The organism is Actinophytocola sp. NPDC049390, from assembly GCF_044466355.1.
Classification (GTDB): Bacteria; Actinomycetota; Actinomycetes; order Mycobacteriales; family Pseudonocardiaceae; genus Actinophytocola.
Map to the genome: position 1 here is coordinate 110,773 of NZ_JBITMQ010000019.1, position 20,206 is coordinate 130,978.

At 69.6% G+C, this 20,206-nt stretch carries 20 protein-coding genes and 3 tRNA genes; 20 read left to right on the forward strand and 3 right to left on the reverse strand.

What is annotated here, in order from left to right; all coding sequences use genetic code 11:
* Positions 1-53: 53 nt before the first annotated feature.
* On the reverse strand, positions 54-1,259 hold the full coding sequence (locus ACIBVP_RS39625) for an Ig-like domain-containing protein (protein ID WP_396111675.1): 1,206 nt from the start codon (positions 1,257-1,259) through the stop codon (positions 54-56).
* A gap of 359 nt (positions 1,260-1,618) precedes the next feature.
* On the opposite strand from ACIBVP_RS39625, the gene ACIBVP_RS39630 reads away from it, so the two are divergent.
* Positions 1,619-1,822: a cold-shock protein gene (locus ACIBVP_RS39630; RefSeq protein WP_133905397.1), complete on the forward strand. Its 204-nt coding sequence runs from the start codon at positions 1,619-1,621 to the stop codon at positions 1,820-1,822.
* A gap of 76 nt (positions 1,823-1,898) precedes the next feature.
* On the opposite strand, the gene ACIBVP_RS39635 is transcribed toward ACIBVP_RS39630, so the two are convergent.
* Together ACIBVP_RS39635 and ACIBVP_RS39640 are read right to left on the reverse strand one after the other, a co-directional pair.
* Positions 1,899-2,189, reverse strand: a complete 291-nt coding sequence (locus ACIBVP_RS39635) for a hypothetical protein (RefSeq protein ID WP_396111676.1) — start codon at positions 2,187-2,189, stop codon at positions 1,899-1,901.
* Positions 2,190-2,682: 493 nt separating this feature from the next.
* A complete protein-coding gene (locus ACIBVP_RS39640; protein ID WP_396111759.1) occupies positions 2,683-2,895 on the reverse strand; it encodes a heavy-metal-associated domain-containing protein in 213 nt (70 codons plus the stop codon).
* A 384-nt stretch (positions 2,896-3,279) separates the two neighbouring features.
* On the opposite strand from ACIBVP_RS39640, the gene ACIBVP_RS39645 reads away from it, so the two are divergent.
* The 19 genes from ACIBVP_RS39645 to ACIBVP_RS39735 all read left to right on the forward strand — a co-directional run bounded on the left by ACIBVP_RS39645 (position 3,280) and on the right by ACIBVP_RS39735 (position 19,692).
* A complete protein-coding gene (locus tag ACIBVP_RS39645; RefSeq protein ID WP_396111677.1) occupies positions 3,280-3,528 on the forward strand; it encodes a hypothetical protein in 249 nt (82 codons plus the stop codon).
* A 72-nt stretch (positions 3,529-3,600) separates the two neighbouring features.
* Positions 3,601-3,676, forward strand: a tRNA-Glu gene (locus tag ACIBVP_RS39650).
* Between the two features lie 76 nt (positions 3,677-3,752).
* A complete protein-coding gene (locus tag ACIBVP_RS39655) occupies positions 3,753-4,868 on the forward strand; it encodes a serine hydrolase domain-containing protein (RefSeq protein WP_396111678.1) in 1,116 nt (371 codons plus the stop codon).
* A gap of 184 nt (positions 4,869-5,052) precedes the next feature.
* Positions 5,053-5,126, forward strand: a tRNA-Asp gene (locus ACIBVP_RS39660).
* Positions 5,127-5,208: 82 nt separating this feature from the next.
* Positions 5,209-5,282: transfer RNA gene (locus ACIBVP_RS39665), tRNA-Phe, on the forward strand.
* Positions 5,283-5,628: 346 nt separating this feature from the next.
* Entirely contained in the window at positions 5,629-6,501 is an 873-nt protein-coding gene (locus ACIBVP_RS39670; protein WP_396111679.1) for a hypothetical protein, read from the forward strand.
* Between the two features lie 54 nt (positions 6,502-6,555).
* Positions 6,556-6,975 (forward strand): PPOX class F420-dependent oxidoreductase, encoded by a 420-nt coding sequence (locus ACIBVP_RS39675; protein ID WP_396111680.1) that lies wholly within the window; start codon positions 6,556-6,558, stop codon positions 6,973-6,975.
* A gap of 244 nt (positions 6,976-7,219) precedes the next feature.
* Positions 7,220-8,719: a sugar transferase gene (locus ACIBVP_RS39680; RefSeq protein ID WP_396111760.1), complete on the forward strand. Its 1,500-nt coding sequence runs from the start codon at positions 7,220-7,222 to the stop codon at positions 8,717-8,719.
* On the forward strand, positions 8,720-9,943 hold the full coding sequence (locus ACIBVP_RS39685) for a class I SAM-dependent methyltransferase (protein WP_396111681.1): 1,224 nt from the start codon (positions 8,720-8,722) through the stop codon (positions 9,941-9,943).
* Positions 9,940-10,722: a glucose-1-phosphate cytidylyltransferase gene (locus ACIBVP_RS39690; protein ID WP_396111682.1), complete on the forward strand. Its 783-nt coding sequence runs from the start codon at positions 9,940-9,942 to the stop codon at positions 10,720-10,722. The genes ACIBVP_RS39685 and ACIBVP_RS39690 overlap by 4 nt, the downstream gene beginning before the upstream one ends.
* Positions 10,719-11,363, forward strand: coding sequence for a PIG-L deacetylase family protein (locus ACIBVP_RS39695; RefSeq protein ID WP_396111683.1), 645 nt, complete (start codon positions 10,719-10,721; stop codon positions 11,361-11,363). Before ACIBVP_RS39690 ends, ACIBVP_RS39695 begins: the two co-directional genes overlap by 4 nt.
* 2 nt (positions 11,364-11,365) lie before the next feature.
* Entirely contained in the window at positions 11,366-12,388 is a 1,023-nt protein-coding gene (locus tag ACIBVP_RS39700; protein WP_396111684.1) for an NAD-dependent epimerase/dehydratase family protein, read from the forward strand.
* Entirely contained in the window at positions 12,381-13,634 is a 1,254-nt protein-coding gene (locus tag ACIBVP_RS39705; RefSeq protein ID WP_396111685.1) for a DUF4910 domain-containing protein, read from the forward strand. The genes ACIBVP_RS39700 and ACIBVP_RS39705 overlap by 8 nt, the downstream gene beginning before the upstream one ends.
* 58 nt (positions 13,635-13,692) lie before the next feature.
* The gene (locus ACIBVP_RS39710) at positions 13,693-14,880 is read left to right on the forward strand and encodes a hypothetical protein (RefSeq protein WP_396111686.1); all 1,188 of its coding nucleotides are present in this window, start codon (positions 13,693-13,695) and stop codon (positions 14,878-14,880) included.
* Positions 14,877-15,809: a glycosyltransferase family 2 protein gene (locus tag ACIBVP_RS39715; protein WP_396111687.1), complete on the forward strand. Its 933-nt coding sequence runs from the start codon at positions 14,877-14,879 to the stop codon at positions 15,807-15,809. The genes ACIBVP_RS39710 and ACIBVP_RS39715 overlap by 4 nt, the downstream gene beginning before the upstream one ends.
* Positions 15,806-16,999, forward strand: coding sequence for a polysaccharide pyruvyl transferase family protein (locus ACIBVP_RS39720; RefSeq protein ID WP_396111688.1), 1,194 nt, complete (start codon positions 15,806-15,808; stop codon positions 16,997-16,999). Before ACIBVP_RS39715 ends, ACIBVP_RS39720 begins: the two co-directional genes overlap by 4 nt.
* Positions 17,000-17,067: 68 nt before the next feature.
* Complete coding sequence (locus tag ACIBVP_RS39725; protein WP_396111689.1) at positions 17,068-17,847, forward strand: class I SAM-dependent methyltransferase; 780 nt, start codon at positions 17,068-17,070, stop codon at positions 17,845-17,847.
* Positions 17,848-17,849: 2 nt separating this feature from the next.
* Positions 17,850-18,419: a dTDP-4-dehydrorhamnose 3,5-epimerase gene (gene rfbC / locus ACIBVP_RS39730; RefSeq protein ID WP_396111690.1), complete on the forward strand. Its 570-nt coding sequence runs from the start codon at positions 17,850-17,852 to the stop codon at positions 18,417-18,419.
* Entirely contained in the window at positions 18,397-19,692 is a 1,296-nt protein-coding gene (locus ACIBVP_RS39735) for a glutamate-1-semialdehyde 2,1-aminomutase (RefSeq protein ID WP_396111691.1), read from the forward strand. The genes rfbC and ACIBVP_RS39735 overlap by 23 nt, the downstream gene beginning before the upstream one ends.
* Positions 19,693-20,206: the final 514 nt, after the last annotated feature.

Sequence of the window (20,206 nt, forward strand, 5' to 3'; positions counted from 1 at the left end):
AAGCGAAGAACCCGGCCAGGGAGCAACACCCCTGACCGGGTTCTCGGTGCTTTCTAGACGGCGGACTTGGCGAGCCACTGGTCCCAGGTGAGGGCCCAGTCGTAGTAGTCACCGTCCTCGGGGCCGAGCTGCTCGGTGCTGCCGACGATCTCCACCGGGTCACCGGTCATCACGCTGTCGAAGTAGATCTTCGCGTTGGCCGGGGCGAGGTTGGCGCAGCCGTGGGACACGTTCTCCTTGCCCTGCGCCCAGATCGACGGGGCGTACCCGTGGATGAACTCGCCGTTGTTCGAGATGCGCACGGCCCAGGGGACGACCACGTTCTCGTAGTCGTACTTCGGGTTCGTCATCGCGTACGTCTCGTGCTTCGACATGACCACGTGGGTGCCGCTGTTCGTGACGCGGCCCGGGTCGGACTCCAGCCCGTAGCTCGCCGGGAAGTCCGCCACCTGCTTGCCGTCGCGGATGACCACGAGGCGGTGGGTCTGGGTGTTGGCCTTGACGATCTGGGAGCGGCCGATGGTGAAGTGCGCGGTCCGGTCCTCGGCGCCGTACACCCCGTCACCGAACGCGAGACCGTACAGCTTCGCGTCCAGGTTCACCTGCGTGCCGGGCGCCCAGTACGTCTTGGGCCGCCAGTGCGCACTGCGGTCGTCGAGCCACGCCCACGCGCCCTCGGTCGGCACGGACGTCGTGACCGTCATGGCCTTCTGCACCGCGGCCTTGTCGGTCACGGGGCTGTCGAACCGCACGACGATCGGCATGGCGACGCCGTAGGTCCTGCCGTCGCCCACGTTGAGCGACGCGTCGATCGTCCCCGCGGGCGTGACCGTGGTGAACGAGCCCGAGATCGGCGCCGTCTCGCCGTCCGTGCCCGTCGCGGTGCCCGCCCACGTGTACGTCTTGCCGTACCCCAGCGGCTCCCCGACCGTCCAGGACGTCTTGTCCGCCGAGAGCTGCCCGATGACCTTCTTGCCCGTCGGGTTGGTGAGGGTCAGCGCCTCGATGGTGCCGTCGGCGACCGTGACCTTCACCGGGGCGACCGGCGAGACGTCCGTCGCGCCGGAGGCGGGCGTCAGCGCCACCTTCGCGGGCGGCTTGGGCGCCGCCTGCTGCTCCGGCGTCTCCGAGGACGTCGACGTGGCGCCCGAAGCGCCGGCCGAGTCGTCGCCCGTGCTGCATGCCGTCAACCCCAGGACGGCCGCGATCCCCACCGCCACCATCGCTCTCGGCACACGCCGAGACCACCGCTCACCCATTGGATTCCCCCTGTTCACGCCGCCGCGTCGTGCTCACATCTGTTTCGACGCCTTTGAGTCGATCCACGTTGGCTCGTTCGCGTGTGATGCAGATCACTGGGGTTCGCCCGCTCGCAGCCAGCGACGATCGACTGAGGGGTGTAATCAGCCGTGTGCAAGTAGTAGTGCTGCGGGTGTTCGTCGCGCTACGCTCTGCCGCGCAGGCCGTTAGTAGTTTCTGTGTTCGTGCTTTACACGCTCGCGGAACGACAAACGCGGGCGTGCCGCGTGTCCGGCGGGAAACCGGCGGAGGAACGCCCGAGGGGCTGCCGGGGTTGCACGGTGTAACCCCATGCTGATCCTGCGATGGAGGCAGGCGGATGGCACAGGGCACTGTGAAGTGGTTCAACTCCGAGAAGGGCTTCGGCTTCATCGCCGTCGACGAGGGCGGCGATGACGTCTTCGTGCACTACTCGGAGATCCAGGGCAAGGGCTTCCGCACTCTGGAAGAGAACCAGCGTGTCGAGTTCGAGGTCGGGCAGGGCACGAAGGGCCCCCAGGCGACGAACGTACGCGCACTGTAGGTAGCTCAGCGCCGAAGGGCCCCGGTCGGGTGCGACCGGGGCCCTTCGTGTTTCGACTGGATGTTGCTCGGTTTGCTCAGTACTGGTTGTCGGGGCTTGCGGTCGGCCAGCGGCGGTTGTTGAGCTGCTGGGCCTCCCACTCGAGGCGCTGCATGACCCACTCCTGGGCGAGCGCGAGCGGCGAGGTCTGGTTGTGCGCCGCGATCTCACGCAGCTGCTCGTTCGCCATCAGCGACATGCGCAGCTGGTAGACCTGCGACCCACCGAAGCGACGACCGGAGCCGGTCGACTCGGGGTCACCCTCGGGGGAAAGGGCGGCCAGGTACGACTCGAGCTCGCGGTCCGGCAGGGCTTCGCCCTGCTCCACCTCGGTGCGATGGCGCCCCGGGTCGGCACTGTCTGCCGCCGCTTTGGCGCTTGGTCGACTACGTCCGGTGAAAAGCACCAGAGGAGGATAACGAACAGATTGCGGTCTCACCAGCAAAGCAACCCAAATCACGGGTAAGGGTTGCGTCACTCTGGGTATTTGTGCTGCGTGTTCCGGGTGCGGACATGGAGAGGCCCCCGCGCCAGGGGGAGGAACGCGGGGGCCGGAGGGGATCTCCACAGGCGCTGACCGGGGGTGTGTCAGCGAGTCGATTGTTGCACGCGCACGCGTCCCGTGCGAGGGGGCGAAGGTGAAAAAATCTAGAGAACTATTCACCTGGTGTTCGCCTCGACGCTCAACTCTCCACCCCGCAACGTCGTGACCAGCGTGGATGTCGACCCTCCCGGGGACGAAGCTCCGCTATGGGAGAGGTTCCCCGGTTTCTTGTGGACCGATCCCGTGGCGCGGCGTCAAACGTTTCAGCGCGGCCGGGTCACTCGGTCAGGCGGTGACCGGCCATGGCGACGGCCGCCTCGACGCGGGGCCGGCTCAGTTCGTCGGCACTCGTGATCGTGACGGCGCCCGTGTTCAGGTTCACGGCCACGTCCGTGACGTGGTCGAGCCCGGACAGCTCCTCGGTCACCGAGGCGGCGCAGTGGTCGCAGGTCATGCCGGCGACCCGGTACACGTTGTAGATCGTGTGCATCGGCACTGGTCTCAGGCTTCCTTTCTTCAACGGCCTCCCCACCTATTGCCTTCGACCCTCGACACGCCGCGCTTGAGGGAGCGTGTGTCCCCCACATGGGTTCGCCTTGTCCGCGACGCCGTTACCGCTGGTCGCGTGCGCATCCGTCAGGGTGACCTCGATCAGCGCGCATACTCAGACCACGTGGTCGACACGTGACCGGTGACGGGATGCGGCCATTCGAGTGACCGCGCCGCGCCGTCAGGCAACCGCCTCCGCCGCACGACCGTCCGGCACATCGGCCGTGACTACTATCCGTGGGGGGCGGATTCACTCCTCGGGGGGCTGTGGTAGAGCGCCCGCGTCTCATAGATTTCCCCGAAACCTGATGGTCGGGGAGGCGACATGAGCGGACCGGTCGAAGTGCGTGACTTCCTGTTGCAGCACGAGTCGAAGGACAGCAGCCTCAACTTCGGCAACGGCAGCGTGCCGACCCAGCGGAACGGTGAGTCCTCACGCGTGACCGACGAGCAGGTGCGCCGCGCACAGCTCGCCGTGGCCTTCGGGTCGCGCGATGTCGAGGACTGCCGGGAACTGCTGGACATGCTGGGTCTCGTGCCCGGAGAGGACGGTGTCCCACCGGTGCGTCGCTGATCGGGGTCACCCGCGTCACTGGGCTCCCAGGGGCATGCCATATGCTTTCGTTGCTCTAGGCAGGCACCCTGGGCTCCCATCGTCTAGCGGCCTAGGACTCCGCCCTTTCAAGGCGGCAGCGCGGGTTCGAATCCCGTTGGGAGCACCACCCTGATTTCCCTGATCTGGTGAGCCAGGGAAAAGCCCTGATGGCGAGGGTGTCGTTGATCGACATCCTGTGTGACATGAAATCCGCAGTTGTCGCACTTGCTGTCGCCGCCGTCGCCGCCACCGCGATGCCCGCGGCCGCGGCGCCCGCCCTCCCCCCGCCCAACGACGCCGCGCTGACCGCCGCGATCGCCGGGCTGCCCACCCACGAGACGACCGGCGCCCTGGTCAGGATCACCGGGTCGGCGGGCGAGTGGTCCGGTACCTCCGGGGTCGCCGACCTCCGTACCGGCGCCGCCGTCCGACCGGACGGGCACTTCCGGATCGGCAGCGTCACCAAGGTCTACACCGCCGTGCTGGTGCTCCAGCTCGCCCAGGAGCGCCGCATCGACCTCGACCAGTCCGTGCAGCACTACCTGCCGGACCTGCTCCCCGTCGACTACCCGCCCGTGCCGGTGTACACGCTGCTCGACCACACGTCCGGCCTGCCGTCGGTGGACATCCCCGGGCTCTACGACCCGCGGTGGATCCTCGAACACCGCTTCGACCACTGGAGCCCACGGCAGGTCGTCGACACCGCACTGCGGCACCCGATCGACTTCCCGCCCGGCACCGCGCAGAAGTACACGAACACCTCCTACGTCACGGCGGGCATGCTCGTCGAGAAGGTGACCGGCCGGTCCTACGCGCGCAACCTGCGCGACCGGATCACCGGGCCACTGGGGCTGCGGCAGACGTACTACCCGAACGACGACCCGTGCCTGCCCGCCCCGGCCGCTCGCGGATACCTCGACGTGGACGGCGAACTCGTCGACGCGACGCTGATGAACCAGTCGATCCCGGGCGCGGCGGGCGCGATCGTCGCCACCGCCGAGGACCTGGACAGGTTCGTCACCGGCCTGTTCCGCGGCCGGCTGCTCGGCGACGAGATGACGACCAGGCTCTTCGCCGTGCCGGACGTGCCCATGTTCGACGGCAGCGGCCCGGCGTACTACAGCCAGGGGCTGATGAAGCTCACCGTCAACGGCATCACGGTCTGGGGCAAGACCGGCAGTCGCCACGGCTACGCGAGCGGCGTCTTCGCCACCCGCGACCTGGCGCGCAAGCTGGTCTACTCGGTGAACCCGACCGTGAAGTCCCAGGACGGCCAGCCCCTGATCGTCCAGCGGATCGCCGCCGCCGCGGCCGGCTGACCCGGGGTGTGGGCGCCGGGCCTGCCGTGCCGGGACGGCGTCCACGCCCAGGCCGACGTGGTGTTTTCGCGGCACCAGGCCCCCGCATCACCGGCCATCCGGGTCTGCTAGAGTTCCACCCGTTGCTCCCGAGCGGCGCTCCAAAGCCCGTTGAGAGCACCGAGTATCCTAGAAGTACAAGCAAGGCCCTGTGGCGCAGTTGGTTAGCGCGTCGCCCTGTCACGGCGAAGGTCGCGGGTTCGAGTCCCGTCAGGGTCGCGGAAGTTCCGGGAAGTTCCGGAACTTCTGATCCCAGCGTGGTCCCTGCCTTGGTTGGGTGGTGGACCACTTTGGTGTTTCCGGCCAGGTAGCTCAGTTGGTATGAGCGACCGCCTGAAAAGCGGTAGGTCGGCGGTTCGATCCCGCCCCTGGCCACGGATGGCCTCTGGCCGACCCTGCTCGCTTGCCGTTGGCAAGCTCGCCGGGTCGGCCATCATTATTTTGCGGGGGCGACCCCCGCAGACCCCACGGTGCGGTGGCTCCCGACCCAGCTTGGTTTGGGTGGCGTGCCGATCCCGCAGACCCTACGGTGCGGTGGCTCCCGACCCAGCTTGGTTTGGGTGGCGTGCCGATCCCGCAGACCCTACGGCGCGGTGGCTCCCGACCCAGCTTGGTTTGGGTGCGTGTCGGTCCCGTAGACCCCCTACGGTGGTGGGCTTGCTGCCCGGCCGGGTTGACCTCGTCAGTGCCTGAAGTCCGGTGGGCCGCTAGGGTGCGGCGCGTGCGGACTTCCTTTGGCACCATTCTTGTTCTGCTCGGGTGTTTGCTTGCCGCGCCCGCGGTGGCGGCCTACGCGCTGGTCGGGGAGGTGACCGATCAGCAGCGGTATCTCGACGCCGTCGAGCCGCTCGCTGACGATCCCGCCATCCAGCAGTCCGTTGCCTCGCAGATCGACACCGCGCTCGGGGACAAGGTGCCGGAGGCCGCGCAGCCGTTGGTGGACCAGAGTGTCAACTCGTTCGTCAGGAGCGAGGAGTTCCGGCAGCTGTGGCTTTCCGTCAACAAGGAGGCCCACCCGGAGGTTCTCGCCATGCTGCGGGGGGAGGAGAGCGGCAGCCTCAGCGTGCGGGGCGACGCCATCGTGCTGGACCTGGGGGACGTCACCACCCAGCTCCGGGACCGCATGTCTGCCGAGGGCGTGCCGTTCGCGGACCAGATCCCGCGGGTCGACGCGTCCGTCGAGTTGATCTCCCGGCCCGCTGTGCGGCAGCTGGTGCCCGCGTTCGACCTGCTCGAGACGCTCAGCGTCGTGCTGCCGATCGTGGCGCTGCTCCTGCTCGTCGGCGGGGTGCTGATCGCCGCGCGGCGGGGGCGGGTCCTGATCGTCGGTGGCATCGGGCTCGTCGTCGTGATGTTGCTGCTCGTGCTGTTCCAGTTCATCGCCCGCAGCCAGGTGACGGCGCGCAGCCCGCGGCCCGAGCTGGCCGGCTCCTTCTACGACGCCCTGACCAGCCAGGTGCAGACCATGGCCTGGATCGTGTGCGGCGTCGGTGGTCTCGCGGTCATCGTCGGCGGCATCGTGGCGTCCGCCCAGGGCAGGCGGACGGCGCCGCCGACCCCGCCGCCGTCCAGGCGGGCGTCCTTCTCGCGCTGAAGTTGTCGATTCCGGCCGGGGCTGTTCGTGTGGGTGGCGACGGAAGGAGTCACCTTGTTCAGTCCAGCGGAGCTCACCTACCTGCGTAGCCAGTCGCTCGCCCGGCTCGCCACCCTCAACGCGGGTGACCAGCCCGATGTCGTGCCCGTCGCCTTCGAGGCCGACGAGACCGGGTTCTGGGTCGGCGGCGGGGCGACCGTCGTCGCCACCCGCAAGATCCGCAACGTCGCCGCCGGGCGGCGGCGGGTCGCGCTCGTGATCGACGACCTCGTCTCGCTCGACCCGTTCGTGGCGCGCGGAGTGCGGGTGTACGGCACCGCCGGCGACCCGTGCCAGCGTGTGGGCATGGTCGGGCCCGGCACCTACGTGCGGATCACCTCCGACGTGTCGTGGAGCTGGAACCTCGACGGGCGCCCTGCTACGGACGAGTGGTATCCGGTTACCCGAACGGACCATTCGGCACCCGGACAATAGTGAAACTGGGCTGGTCACGCGGGTTACCCGAGCGATAACCACTCGTAAGCACCTGTGTCTTTTCAAGGCTGACTCACTGTGCGTGTAACGGCATCCCCGTTCCGAGCGAATCAGTGAACGCGACCGCGGAGCGGCAGGGGCAATCCGAATCGTTGGGTCGCAACGACATTCGGCCATTCCTGGGCAAGCGGGGACGCCCAACAACCCGCCATGCGCGCGTGCGCGCATGGCTGGGGGGACCACGATGCGTGACCAGCAACTAGGGGCCCCACGGCGGAGACCTGTGATCCTGCGGGGCCTGTCTGCCAACCGCCGACTCCCGCAGGAACCCTCGCACCCGCCGGTGGGCGGATGGGAACCCCGATACCGACGTTACGTGATCACCAGTGACGTCCTGGTGACGATCCTCACCGCCGTGGTCGTCGGTGGTCTGCTCAGTGTCGACGGGGCGGCGCTGTTCAAGGACCTCACGCTCGGCTTCCTCTCCGTGATCTCCGTGATCTGCTCGCTCGCGATGAACCGGGCGTGGCACCCGACCGTGCTGGGCCAGGGCGCCGACGAGTACGTCCGGCTCGGCCGCGGCATGTTCGCGGGCGCCGTCGCGCTCGGCCTCGCCGGACTCGCCACCGGGGTCGTGTCGACACGGCCGTGGGTGTTCGTCGTCATCCCGGCGACCGCGGTCCTCGCGCTCCTCGCCCGCTACCTGCTCCGACAGGTGCTGCACCGCGCACGTTACGAGGGCGAGTGCCTGCTGCCGGTGATGGCCGCGGGCAGCATCGACACCGTCCGCGACCTGATCAGGCGCACGAACGCCGCCCCGCACGTCGGGTGGCGCGTCGACGCGATCTGCACCGTCGACGGCGAGGCCGGTGACGGCGCCATGGAGGTCGACGGCGTCTCCGTCATCGGTTCGCTCGACGAGCTGGCCGACCACGTCCGCCGCGGCGGTTACCGCATCGTCGCGATCACCGCCGACCAGTACTGGACGCCGCGCCGCCTGCAGCAGCTCGCGTGGAGCCTCGAAGGCAGCGGCGCGGAGATGGTGGTGGCGCCGACGCTCATGGAGGTCGCCGGGCCGCGGCTGCACGTCTCCGGTGTGCTCGGCATGCCGTTGCTGCGGGTCAGCGCGCCCGCGTTCACCGGCGTCCGTCGCGTGGTGAAGGGCGTGGTGGACCGCGTCGGCGCGTTCCTGCTGCTCACCGTGGGGCTGCCGGTCATGCTGCTCGCGTCCGTCGCGATCGCGATCGACAGCCGCGGTGGCGTGTTCTACAAGCAGCGCCGGGTCGGCAAGGACGGCAAGGAGTTCACGATCCTGAAGTTCCGCACGATGGTGCGGAACGCGGACCGGATCAAGAAGGACCTCGCGGCCGCCAACGAGGGCGCCGGGGTCCTGTTCAAGATGCGCCGGGACCCGAGGGTGACCCGGGTCGGCGCGCTGCTGCGGCGGTACTCGATCGACGAGCTGCCGCAGCTGTTCAACGTGCTCACCGGCGCCATGTCGCTGGTGGGGCCACGGCCTCCGCTGCCGGAGGAGAGCGCCCGCTACGAGGCGGACGTGCGGCGGCGGCTGCTCGTGAAGCCCGGTCTGACCGGGTTGTGGCAGGTCAGCGGACGGAGCGACCTGCCGTGGGAAGAGGCGGTGCGCTTGGACCTGCGCTACGTCGAGGACTGGTCGCTCGCGCTCGACGCGATGATCCTGTGGAAGACCTTCCGGGCGGTGCTCGGTGGTCAGGGGGCTTACTAGATGAACTGCCGTTTGTGTGGCTCGACGAACCTCGCGAGCGTTGTCGACCTCGGGGCCACCCCACCCTGTGAGCTGTTCCTGTCGGCCGAGGCGGTCGACGCACCGGAGATGACCTATCCGCTGCACCTGCGCCTGTGCGTGGACTGCCTGCTGGCGCAGCTGCCGCCGCTGATCACCCCGGAGGAGACGTTCACCGAGTACGCCTACTTCTCGTCCTTCTCCGACTCGTGGGTGCGCCACGCGAAGGACTTCGTCGACGCGCAGGTCGCGCGCACCGACCCGAAGTTCGTGGTCGAGGTGGCCTCCAACGACGGCTACCTCCTGCAGCACGTGGTCGGACACGGCATCCGGTGCCTGGGCGTCGAGCCGTCGGTGAACGTGGGCGAGGCCGCCCGCGAGAAGGGTGTGCCGACGCTGACCGCGTTCCTGTCCCCCGAGACAGGTCAGGCGGTGCGTGACGAGCACGGCCCTGCCGACCTGGTGGTCGCCAACAACGTGTACGCCCACATCCCCGACGTCGTCGGGTTCACCCAGGGCCTGCGCGCGCTGGTCGCCGACGACGGCTGGGTGTCGATCGAGGTGCAGCACCTGCTGACGCTGATCGAGCTGAACCAGTACGACACCATCTACCACGAGCACTTCCAGTACTACACGGTCGCCTCGGCGAAGCGTGCGCTCGCGAGCGGCGGACTGTCCCTTGTGGACGTCGAGCTGGTGCCGACGCACGGCGGCTCGATCCGTCTGCTGGCCCAGCCGACCGAGAACGCGGGCGAACCCACCCAGCGTGTCCTGGACGTGCTCGCGCGCGAGAAGGCGGCCGGTCTCCACGAACTGGCGGGCTACACCGAGTTCGCGGAGCGCGTCGCGAAGGTCCGTCGCGACCTGCTCCGGTTCCTCGTCGACGCGGCAGAGCAGGGCAGGACCGTCGTCGGTTACGGAGCGCCCGGCAAGGGCAACACGCTGCTCAACCACTGCGGCATCCGCTCCGATCTCCTGCGGTACACGGTGGATCGCAACCCGTACAAGCACGGCCGGTTCACCCCGGGCACGCGGATCCCGATCCTGCCGCCCGAGCAGATCGCGGCGGACAAGCCGGACTACGTCCTGGTCCTGCCGTGGAACCTCCGCGCAGAGCTGACCGCTCAGCTGTCCTATGTGGGCGAATGGGGCGGGAAGCTCGTCTTCCCCATCCCGCACCTGGAGATCGTCGAGGCCAAGTCATGAAGGTCGTGTTGTTCTGCGGCGGCTACGGCATGCGGATGCGCAACGGTGCCGCCGACGACGTGCCCAAGCCGATGGCGATGGTGGGCCCGCGCCCGCTGATCTGGCACGTGATGCGTTACTACGCCCACTTCGGGCACACGGAGTTCATCCTGTGCCTGGGCTACGGCGCGCACCACATCAAGAAGTTCTTCCTCTCCTACGAGGAGACCACGTCCAACGACTTCGTCCTGCGCGACGGCAGGCCCGAACTGCTGTCCACCGACATCGCCGACTGGACGATCACGTTCGTGCAGACCGGGATCGAGTCGGCCATCGGGGAGCGGTTGCGCCGGGTGCGCGAGTACCTCGACGGTGACGAGATGTTCCTCGCCAACTACGCGGACGTGCTCACCGACGCCCCGCTGCCCGCGATGATCGACCGCTTCACGAGCTCCGACGCGGGCGCGTCGATGATGGTCGTGCCGCCGCAGTCGTCGTTCCACTGCGTCGAGATGGGCGCGGACGGCATGGTCGGCGCGATCACCGCGGTGAGCGAGATGCCGTTGTGGGAGAACGGCGGCTACTTCGTGCTGAGGCAGGAGATCTTCGACCACATCCCGCAGGGCGGCGACCTCGTCGCCGACGGCTGCGGGGAGCTGGCCAAACGCGGCAGGCTCCTGGCCTACCCGTACCGCGGTTTCTGGCAGCCGACGGACACCGTCAAGGAACGCACCATGCTCGACGACGGCTACACGCGCGGCGTCCGCCCCTGGGCGCTGTGGGAGCAGGTGCCCGCGTGATCGGTCTTGGCGCGCGCGTCCGCGAGGTGGTCGTGCTCGGCGCCCACTGCGACGACATCGCGATCGGCGCGGGCGGCACGCTGCTCACGTTGTGCGAGGTCAACCCCGGCCTGCGGGTCGACGCGCTGGTCCTCTCCGGCGGCGGCACGGCACGCGAGGAGGAGGAACGGGACGCGCTGGCGGCGTTCTGCCCGGGCGCCGAGCTGGACGTCACCGTGCACAAGCTGCCCGACGGCCGCCTGCCCGCGCACTGGGACGAGGCCAAGTCGGCGCTGGAGGAACTGCGCACCCGCACCGACCCGGACCTGATCTTCGCGCCCCGCACCGAGGACGCGCACCAGGACCACCGCGGCCTCGCGCGGCTGGTGCCGACGGTGTACCGGAACCACCTCGCCCTGGGCTACGAGATCGTCAAGTGGGACGCCGACCTCGGCCGCCCCACCGCATACCAGCCGCTCACGACGGACATCGCGGAGAAAAAGGTGGAGCTGCTGCAACAGCACTACGCCTCGCAGCGACACCGTCCTTGGTACGACCGGGAGGCCTTCCTCGGCCTGGCGCGTATCCGCGGCATCGAATGCCAGGCGCGCTACGCGGAGGCGTTCTCGGTGACGAAGCTGCTGCTCGATTGGGAGGGCTAGCCATGCGAGTGCTGCTCACCGGACACAAGGGCTACCTCGGCACGGTCATGGCACCCGTGCTGACGGCCGCGGGCCACGAGGTGGTGGGGCTGGACTCCGGCCTGTTCTCGCCGTGCCTGCTCGGCCCGGCGCCGCTCGACCCGCCCGGCCACACGGTCGACCTGCGTGACGTGCACCTGTCGCATGTGGAGGGTTTCGACGCGGTCATCCACCTGGCCGCGCTGTCGAACGACCCGCTCGGCGCGCTCGCGCCGGACCTCACCTACGACATCAACCACCGCGCGTCCACCCGGCTCGCGCGCCTGGCCCGCGATGCGGGGGTCAGCCGGTTCCTGTACGCGTCGACGTGCTCGGTGTACGGCGCGTCCGGCGGTGGCGGCCTGGTCGGCGAGGACGCGCCGCTGCGCCCGGTGACCCCGTACGCGGAGTCGAAGGTGCGGGTGGAGGACGACCTGCACGAGCTGGCCGACGACCACTTCACGCCGGTGTACCTGCGCAACGCCACCGCGTTCGGCTACTCGCCGCGCCTGCGCGCCGACATCGTGCTGAACAACCTGGTGGGCCACGCGTTCCTGTCGGGTGAGGTGCTGGTGCTGTCCGACGGCACGCCGTGGCGGCCGCTGGTGCACGCCGCCGACATCGCGCGCGCGTTCGCCGCCGCGCTGACGGCGCCGCGGGAGGCCGTGCACGACAAGGCGTTCAACATCGGCGCCGAACGCAACAACGTGACGGTCGCGGAGATCGCGAACGAGGTCGTCGAGGCGGTGCCCGGGTCGACGTTGCGGATCACCGGTGAGGCCGGCGCCGACCCGCGTTCCTACCGGGTGGACTTCTCCCGCTTCCGTGCGGCGATCCCGGGTTTCGACTGCGAGTGGTCGGTCAAGGCGGGCGCGGTCGAGCTGCTCGAGGCCTACCAGAGGCACGGGCTGACCAAGGAGTCGTTCGAGCGCCGGTTCACGCGTCTGGCATGGCTGAAGGACCGCGCGAACGACGGCACGGTGGACGGAACGCTGCGGCATGTCTAGTGGTGATCGCATGCACGCTCTGGTGCGGCGGTTGTACCCGCTGTGCCGGAGCATCACCGGTGACGGCGTGCGCGAGACCCTGGCCGTCGTCGGCGAGCACCTCGACCTGACCGTGCACGAGGTGCCGACCGGGACGCAGGTCCTCGACTGGACTGTGCCGCAGGAGTGGAACATCCGCGACGCGTACATCGCCCGCGACGGCAAGCGGGTCGTGGACTTCCAGGCGCTGAACCTGCACGTGGTCGGCTACAGCGTGCCGGTCAACCGGACCATGCCGCTGTCCGAGCTGCGCAGCCACCTCCACACGCTGCCCGAGCAGCCGTGGCTCGTCCCGTACCGCACGTCCTACTACGCGCCGACGTGGGGCTTCTGCCTCGCACAGTCCACGTTGGACGCCATGCCGGACGGCGACTACGAGGTGGTGGTCGACTCGACGCTGGCCGACGGGTCGCTCACCTACGCCGAGCACGTGGTGCCGGGCCGGGTGGCCGACGAGGTCATCGTGTCCTGCCACGTGTGCCACCCGTCGCTCGCCAACGACAACCTGGCGGGTGTCGCGGTGGCGGTGGAGCTGGCGAAGTCCCTCGAGAACCCGTACTACACCTACCGGTTCATCTTCGCGCCCGGCACGATCGGCGCGATCACGTGGCTGGCCCGCAACGACGCCACCAAGGTCAAGCACGGCATCGTCCTGGCCTGCGCGGGCGACCGCGGTTCGCTGACCTACAAGCAGAGCCGCCGCGGGAACGCCGAGATCGACCGCGTCCTCGCGCACGTGCTCCGCGACCGGCCGCACGAGATCCGCGAGTTCTCCCCGTACGGCTACGACGAGCGCCAGTACTGCTCTCCGGGCTACGACCTGGGCGTCGGCTCGCTCACCCGCACCCCGTACGCGGGCTACCCGGAGTACCACACCTCGGGTGACAACCCGGACTTCGTGACGCCCGAGTCCATGGTGGACACCCTCACCGTGTGCCGCGAGGCGGTCGACGTGCTCGACCGGAACCGGCGGTACGTCAACCTGAGCCCGTACGGCGAACCGCAGCTGGGCAGGCGGGGTCTGTACGAGTCGCTCGGCGGTCGCAGCGACGCGCAGGACGCGCAGCTGGCGATGCTGTGGGTGCTGAACCTGTCCGACGGCGACCACGACCTGCTCGCGATCGCCGAACGTGCCCGCCTCCCGTTCCCCGCCGTGGCCGCGGCAGCCGGCGCACTAGCTGCCGCCGGTCTACTGAAAGAGGGTTAGCTTGGGTGGCATCGCACGGCGTCTGACGTGGGGGCTCGGCGACCAGGCCGTATCGAGCATGACCAACTTCGTGGTCGGCGTCTTCGTCGCCCGCGAGCTGGGTGTCGCCGCGTTCGGCATCTTCAGCCTCGCGTGGGTGACCTACGGCGTGCTCCTCAACGTCTCGCGTGGCCTCGCCACCGACCCGCTCGTCGTGCGCTTCAGCGGGGTGTCCACAGCGGACTGGAAGACGGCCACCTCCCGCGCGGCGGGCACGGCGATCGCCGTCGGCGCCGCGTTCGCGGCGCTGTCCGCGTTGGCGGGCCTCGCGCTGGGCGGCACGCTCGGGGCCGCGTTCGTCGCACTGGCCGTCGTCGCGCCCGGCATGCTGCTGCAGGACAGCTGGCGGTTCGCGTTCTTCGCCAACGGTCAGGGCCACAAGGCGTTCGTCAACGACGTCGTGTGGGCAGTCGCGATGGTTCCGTTGCTGCTCCTGGCGTCCGCGCACGGCACCGTGTGGGGCTTCGTCCTGGCCTGGGGTGGCGCGTCGCTGCTGGCCGCCGCCTGCGGCTGGCTGCAGAGCGGGATCGTGCCGCACTTCGCCGGTGTCACGGACTGGCTGCGCCGGCACAAGGAACTCGGTTCCCGCTACCTGGTCGAGAACGTGAGCAACTCCGGTGCCTCCCAGTTGCGGATGTACGGGCTGGGGGCGATCGCCGGTCTCGCCGACGTCGGCGCGATCCGCGGCGCCGAACTGCTGCTGGGCCCGTTCCTGGCGCTGCTCATGGGCCTGAACCTGGTCGCGGTGCCGGAAGCGGCGCGTGTCCTGCGCCGCGCGCCGGAACGACTCTTCCGCTTCTGCCTCACCCTCGGCGGCGTGCAGGCCGGCGCCGCCGCGACCTGGGGCGCGATCCTGCTGTTCGGAGTGCCCGACGCGCTCGGCAGGCTCGTCCTCGACGACGTCTGGGCACACGCGGAACCCCTGATCCTGCCGGTGTCCCTGTCGGTGACCGGCGCGGGCGTCGTCGCCGGTGCGGCCGCCGGGCTCCGTGCGCTCGGCGCGGCACCCAGGAGCCTGCGTGCCCAGCTGGTCGCGTCCGCGGGCTACCTCGGCTTCGGCCTGGTCGGCGCGTGGCTGGGTGGCGCGGTCGGCATGAGCTGGGGCTCCACCACCGCCATGTGGCTCGGCGCGGGCCTGTGGTGGCTGCAACTACGCGCGGCGCTGCGCGAGCACACGCCAGAACCCGAACTCGTGAGGACGTCATGACACCACGACTGACGATCGGCCTACCCGTCTACAACGGCGAGGAGTACCTCGCGGAGTCGCTCGACGCGCTGCTCGGCCAGTCCTACGAGGACTACGAGCTGATCATCACCGACAACGCGTCCACCGACGGCACCGCCGACATCTGCAAGCGGTACCTGGCGATGGACTCCCGCATCGCCTACCACCGATTACCGGCGAACATCGGTGCCGCGGGCAACCACAACCACGTGTTCACCCTCGCCCGCGGCGAACTGTTCAAGTGGGCCTCCCACGACGATCTGTACGGCCGCACGCTCCTCGAACGCTGCGTCGAGGCCCTGGACGAGCGCCCCGACCACGTCCTCGCGCACTCCTACAACGCGACGATCGACAGCAAGGGCGCGATCATCGAGCCGTACGACTACCGCATCCCCACCGACTCGCCGTCCCCGTCGGAACGGTTCCGCGGCCTGCTGCACGCGCCCGGCGGCGACGACTTCTACGGCGTCATCCGCACCGCGGACCTGCGCCGGGTGAAGCCGCACGACAGCTACCACCACGCGGACCGCACCTTCGTCATGGACGTCGCCATGCAGGGCCGCTTCCACCAGGTGCCGGAGCTGCTGTACTTCCGCCGCGACCACGAGACCCGCGCCGAACGCGCCAACCCGAGCATCCGCAGCCGCTGCGCGAACCTCGACCCGAAGCGCGCCAAGGGCTTCAACCCGGCGCCGCGCCTGCTCGCCGAGTACGCGTGGGCGTACGTGGCGCTCATCCGCCGCGCCCCGATCAGCGCGGCGGAGAAGCGGAAGTGCTACGGCTACCTCGCCGAGTACCTGCGCAGCCGCGTCACCCGGAAGGTCGTGGCCGCCTCCAGCAGGCCCGCGGAGGCGCCGAAGAACCAGGTCCTGTCGATCGACGGCATCGTCCCCCGGGGAGCGCACCAGTGAAGGTCGGCGTGTTCGGGTTGCTGGGCGCGGGGAACATGGGCAACGACGGCTCGCTCGAGGTCGTGCTCGCCTACTTGCGTGACCACCACCCGGACGTCGAGGTGAGCGCGCTGTGCTCGGGTCCGGAGGTGGTCGAGGAGCGCTACGGCATCCCGTCGACCCCGCTGTACTGGTACTTCACGCGGCACCGCGACCCCGTGCTGCCCGTGCGGGTCGCCGTCAAGGCGGTCTGCAAGTTCCGTGACTCGGCACGGGTTCTGCGCTGGGTGCGCCGTCACGACGTCGTGATCGTGCCCGGCGCGGGGGTGCTGGAGAACACGCTTCCGTTGCGGGCGTGGGGGTTCCCGCTGTCGCTGTTCCTGCTCAGCTTCTTCGGCAGGCTCACCGGCACCAAGGTCGCGTTCGTCAACGTCGGGTCGAACGTGATCCGGCAGCGGACGATGCGGTTCTTCGTCCGCTGGGCCACGAGGCTTGCGCACTACCGCTCGTTCCGCGACACCCTGACCCGGGACGCGCTCGCGGAGATGGGCGTCGACACGTCCCGCGACGAGGTCTACCCGGACCTCGTGTTCGCCATGGCGAGCCCCGATGTCACGGTCGAGAGCGGCACCGTCGCGGTGGGTCTCATGGACTTCCACGGGAGTAACGACGACCGGGCCCGTGCCGACTCCATCCACAGGACCTACGTGGACGGAATGCGGCGGTTCGTACGGTTTCTGGTCGACAGCGGCAGGCGGGTACGGCTGCTGATCGGCGACGAGGTGGACGAGGTGGTCGTCCGGCAGGTGCTCGGCGAGCACCCGGCGGGCGCGGTGACCTACGAGCCCATCAGGACGCTCGGCGACGTCATGGCCCGGATCGCGACGGCGGACGTGGTGGTCGGCACCCGCTACCACAACGTGCTCTGCGCGTTGAAGCAGGCGAAGCCGACCATCTCGGTCAGCTACTCGACGAAGAACGACCGGATCATGGCCGACATGGGTCTTGGCGAGTACACGCAGGACGCCAGGACCGTCGACGTGGACCGGCTGATCGAACAGTTCACCGCGGTGGCGGCCGCGGCGAAGGAGATCACCCCGGCCCTCGCCGAGCGGTCGGCACACAGGACCGCACTCCTGACACGCCAGTTCGAGGTCCTGTCGGCATCTCTGGGGTTGCCGGCCACGACCAAGAAGGAAGTGGTGTCTTGACGATCAGGGTTGGACGACGGCGGCACGGGCCGGTTCGTCCCCCGAGTGTTTCGGCATGTGTGCGGCGGATGGGCAGCCGCGCGGAGGACCTCGTGCAACGCGTCCTCGCCCGGGTCGGGCTCGCCCAGTCGGAGTCCCGGATCGCCGCGGACGCACAGGACTACTGGGCGTCCCGGACGTCCGTGGGAAGCGCGTCGTGGAAGGCGAACTCGCACTGGCGGGACGCACCCGTCTTCGGCGACGGCGAACTCTGGTACGAGATCGGCGAACGGCACCTGGAGATGTTCGACCGCGGTGCGCGTGCCGTCGGGTTCGACCGCCCGCTCGGGCGCGTGGTGGAGTGGGGCTGCGGCGGCGGCGCCAACGCGATCCACTTCGCACCGAGGGCGACCGAGTTCGTCGGCGTCGACGTGGTGACGGCGACCCTCGACGAGTGCGCACGGCAGGTGTCCACCCACTCGGACGTCCCGTTCACCCCGGTGCTCGCCGAGGTGGCGCGTCCCGAGCGGGTCATCGAGGAGATCGGCACCTGCGATCTCTTCCTCTGTTTCTACCTCTTCGAGCTGATCCCCACCCCCGAGTACGGCGAACGGCTGCTGCGCATCGCGTCCCGCGTGCTGGCGCCGGGCGGCCTGGCACTGATCCAGGTGAAGTACCACGAGGGTGACTTCTGGTCCCGCCCACGCCGCCGCGGCTACCGCACGAGCGTGGCGGGCATGACCACCTACTCGGTGCCCGAGTTCTGGGACCTGGTCACCCGTGTCGGTCTGCGCCCGGAGGGCCTGACCCTGGTGCCGGAGAACGAGCTCGACCGGCGCTACGCGTATTTCCTGGTGTCGAAGGACTAGCGATGAAAGCCATTCCCGTGCCCGAGATCGCGGGTGCGTACGTGTTCGAACCGTCCCCGCACGTCGACGAGCGCGGCTTCTTCAGCCGCACCTTCGACGCCGAGGTGGTCCGGTCGGCGGGCATCGACCCGGACGGGTTCGTGCAGGACAGCCTGTCGCGGTCGGCGCGTGGCGTGCTGCGCGGCATGCACCTGCGGTCCGGGCGCGGGGAGGCGAAGCTGGTCCGTTGCAGCTACGGCCGCGTGTTCGACGTGATCGTGGACCTGCGGCCGGGCTCCCCGACGTACCTGAACCAGAAACACGTGGAGCTGTCGGGCGATACACAGGTGACGCTGTACGTGCCCGCCGGCTGCGCGCACGGGTTCCAGGCGCTCACCGAGCCCGCCGACGTCTCCTACCGCATCGACCGGGCACACGATCCGGCGGAGGACGTGGCGATCGCCTTCGACGACCCGGAGCTGGCGATCCCGTGGCCGCTGCCCCCGGCACTGTTGTCGCGACGTGACCGGCAGGCGCCGAGCCTGGCCGCGGCGCTGGAAGGAACACGCGATGGACTTCGCCCGCTCCGCTGAAGCGAACAAGCGCCTCCACGACATGGTGCCCGGCGGCGCGCACACGTACGCCAAGGGCGAGGACCAGTACCCGGAGGGCATGGCCCCGGTGATCTCCCACGGGCGCGGCGCGCACGTGTGGGACGTCGACGGCAACTCCTACATCGAGTACGGCTCGGGCCTGCGCGCCGTGAGCCTCGGCCACGCACACCCGCGCGTCGTCGAGGCCGTGCGGGCGCAGCTGGACCTGGGCAGCAACTTCGTCCGGCCAGCGGCGCTGGAGGTGGAGGCGGCCGCGAAGTTCCTCGCGACGGTGCCGACGGCCGAGATGGTCAAGTTCGCGAAGAACGGCTCGGACGTCACGACCGCCGCGGTCCGCCTGGCCCGCGCCGCGACGGGCCGCACCGTCGTCGCCCTGTGCGCGGACCAGCCGTTCTTCTCCACGGACGACTGGTTCATCGGCACCACGGCGATGAACGCGGGCATCCCGGCACAGGACGTGGTCTCGTTCCCGTACGGCGACGTCGCGGCGGTGTCGCGGCTGTTCGACACGCACGACGTCGCATGCCTGGTCCTGGAGGCGGCCACCCAGACCGACCCGCCGGAGGGCTACCTGGAGGGCCTGCGTGACCTGTGCACCCGTCACGGCGTGGTGCTGGTCTTCGACGAGATGATCACCGGTTTCCGCTGGTCGGAGGCGGGCGCGCAGGGCGTGTACGGGGTGACCCCGGACCTGTCGACGTTCGGCAAGGCCCTCGGCAACGGCTTCGCCGTGTCCGCGCTGGCGGGCCGCCGCGACCTGATGGAACTGGGCGGGCTGCGCGACTCCCGCGAACGCGTCTTCCTTCTGTCCACCACCCACGGCGGCGAGACCCACGCCCTGGCGGCGGCGATGGCCGTCATGGACACCTATGCGGCGGAGGGCATCGCCCAGCGCCTCCACGACCTCGGCGCCCGCCTGGCCGCGGGCGTACGACAGGCCGCGGCGGCCGCCGGGGTGGGCACGCACGTAGTGGTCCGCGGCCGTGACAGCAACCTCGTGTTCGCGACCCTGGACCAGGACGGCCACCCGTCGCAGCCGTACCGGACGCTGTTCATGCGCAGGCTCATCATGGGCGGCGTGATCGGCCCGTCGTTCGTCGTCAGCAGCGCGCTGACGGACACCGACATCGACCGCACGGTGTCGGTGGTCGCCGACGCGTGCGCCGTCTACCGACAGGCCCTGGACGCGGGCGACCCAACCCCATGGTTGGGCGGCCGCCCGACAAAGCCGGTCTTCCGCAAACAAGCCTGACCCGCCGCCGCGGCAACACCGCGAGTCGCGCCCCCGCACATACCGAGTTGGTCGTTTCGTGCGGCTGCCCAGCACTGGGGACCTGCACGAAACCACCAACTCGCTGTGCCCGGGAACGCGACTCGCGCGGCGCCGCCGCAGTGACCCCGCGAGTCACGTCTGGGAACACCGCGAGTCGCGTTCCCGCGCATACCGAGTTGGTGGTTTCGTGCAGTTGCCCGGCACTGGGGGCCTGCACGAAACCAGCAACTCGCTGTGTCCGGGAACGCGACTCGCGCGGCGCCGCGGCGGCGGTGACCCTGCGAGTCGCGTCTGGGAACACCGCGAGTCGCGTTCCCGCGCATACCGAGTTGGTGGTTTCGTGCAGTTGCCCGGCACTGGGAACCTGCACGAAACCACCAACTCGTTGTGTCTGGGAACGCGACTCGCGCGGCGCCGCCGCAGTGACCCCGCGAGTCACGTTCCCGAACACCGCGAGTCGCGTTCCCGAACACCGCGAGTCGCGTTCCCGCGC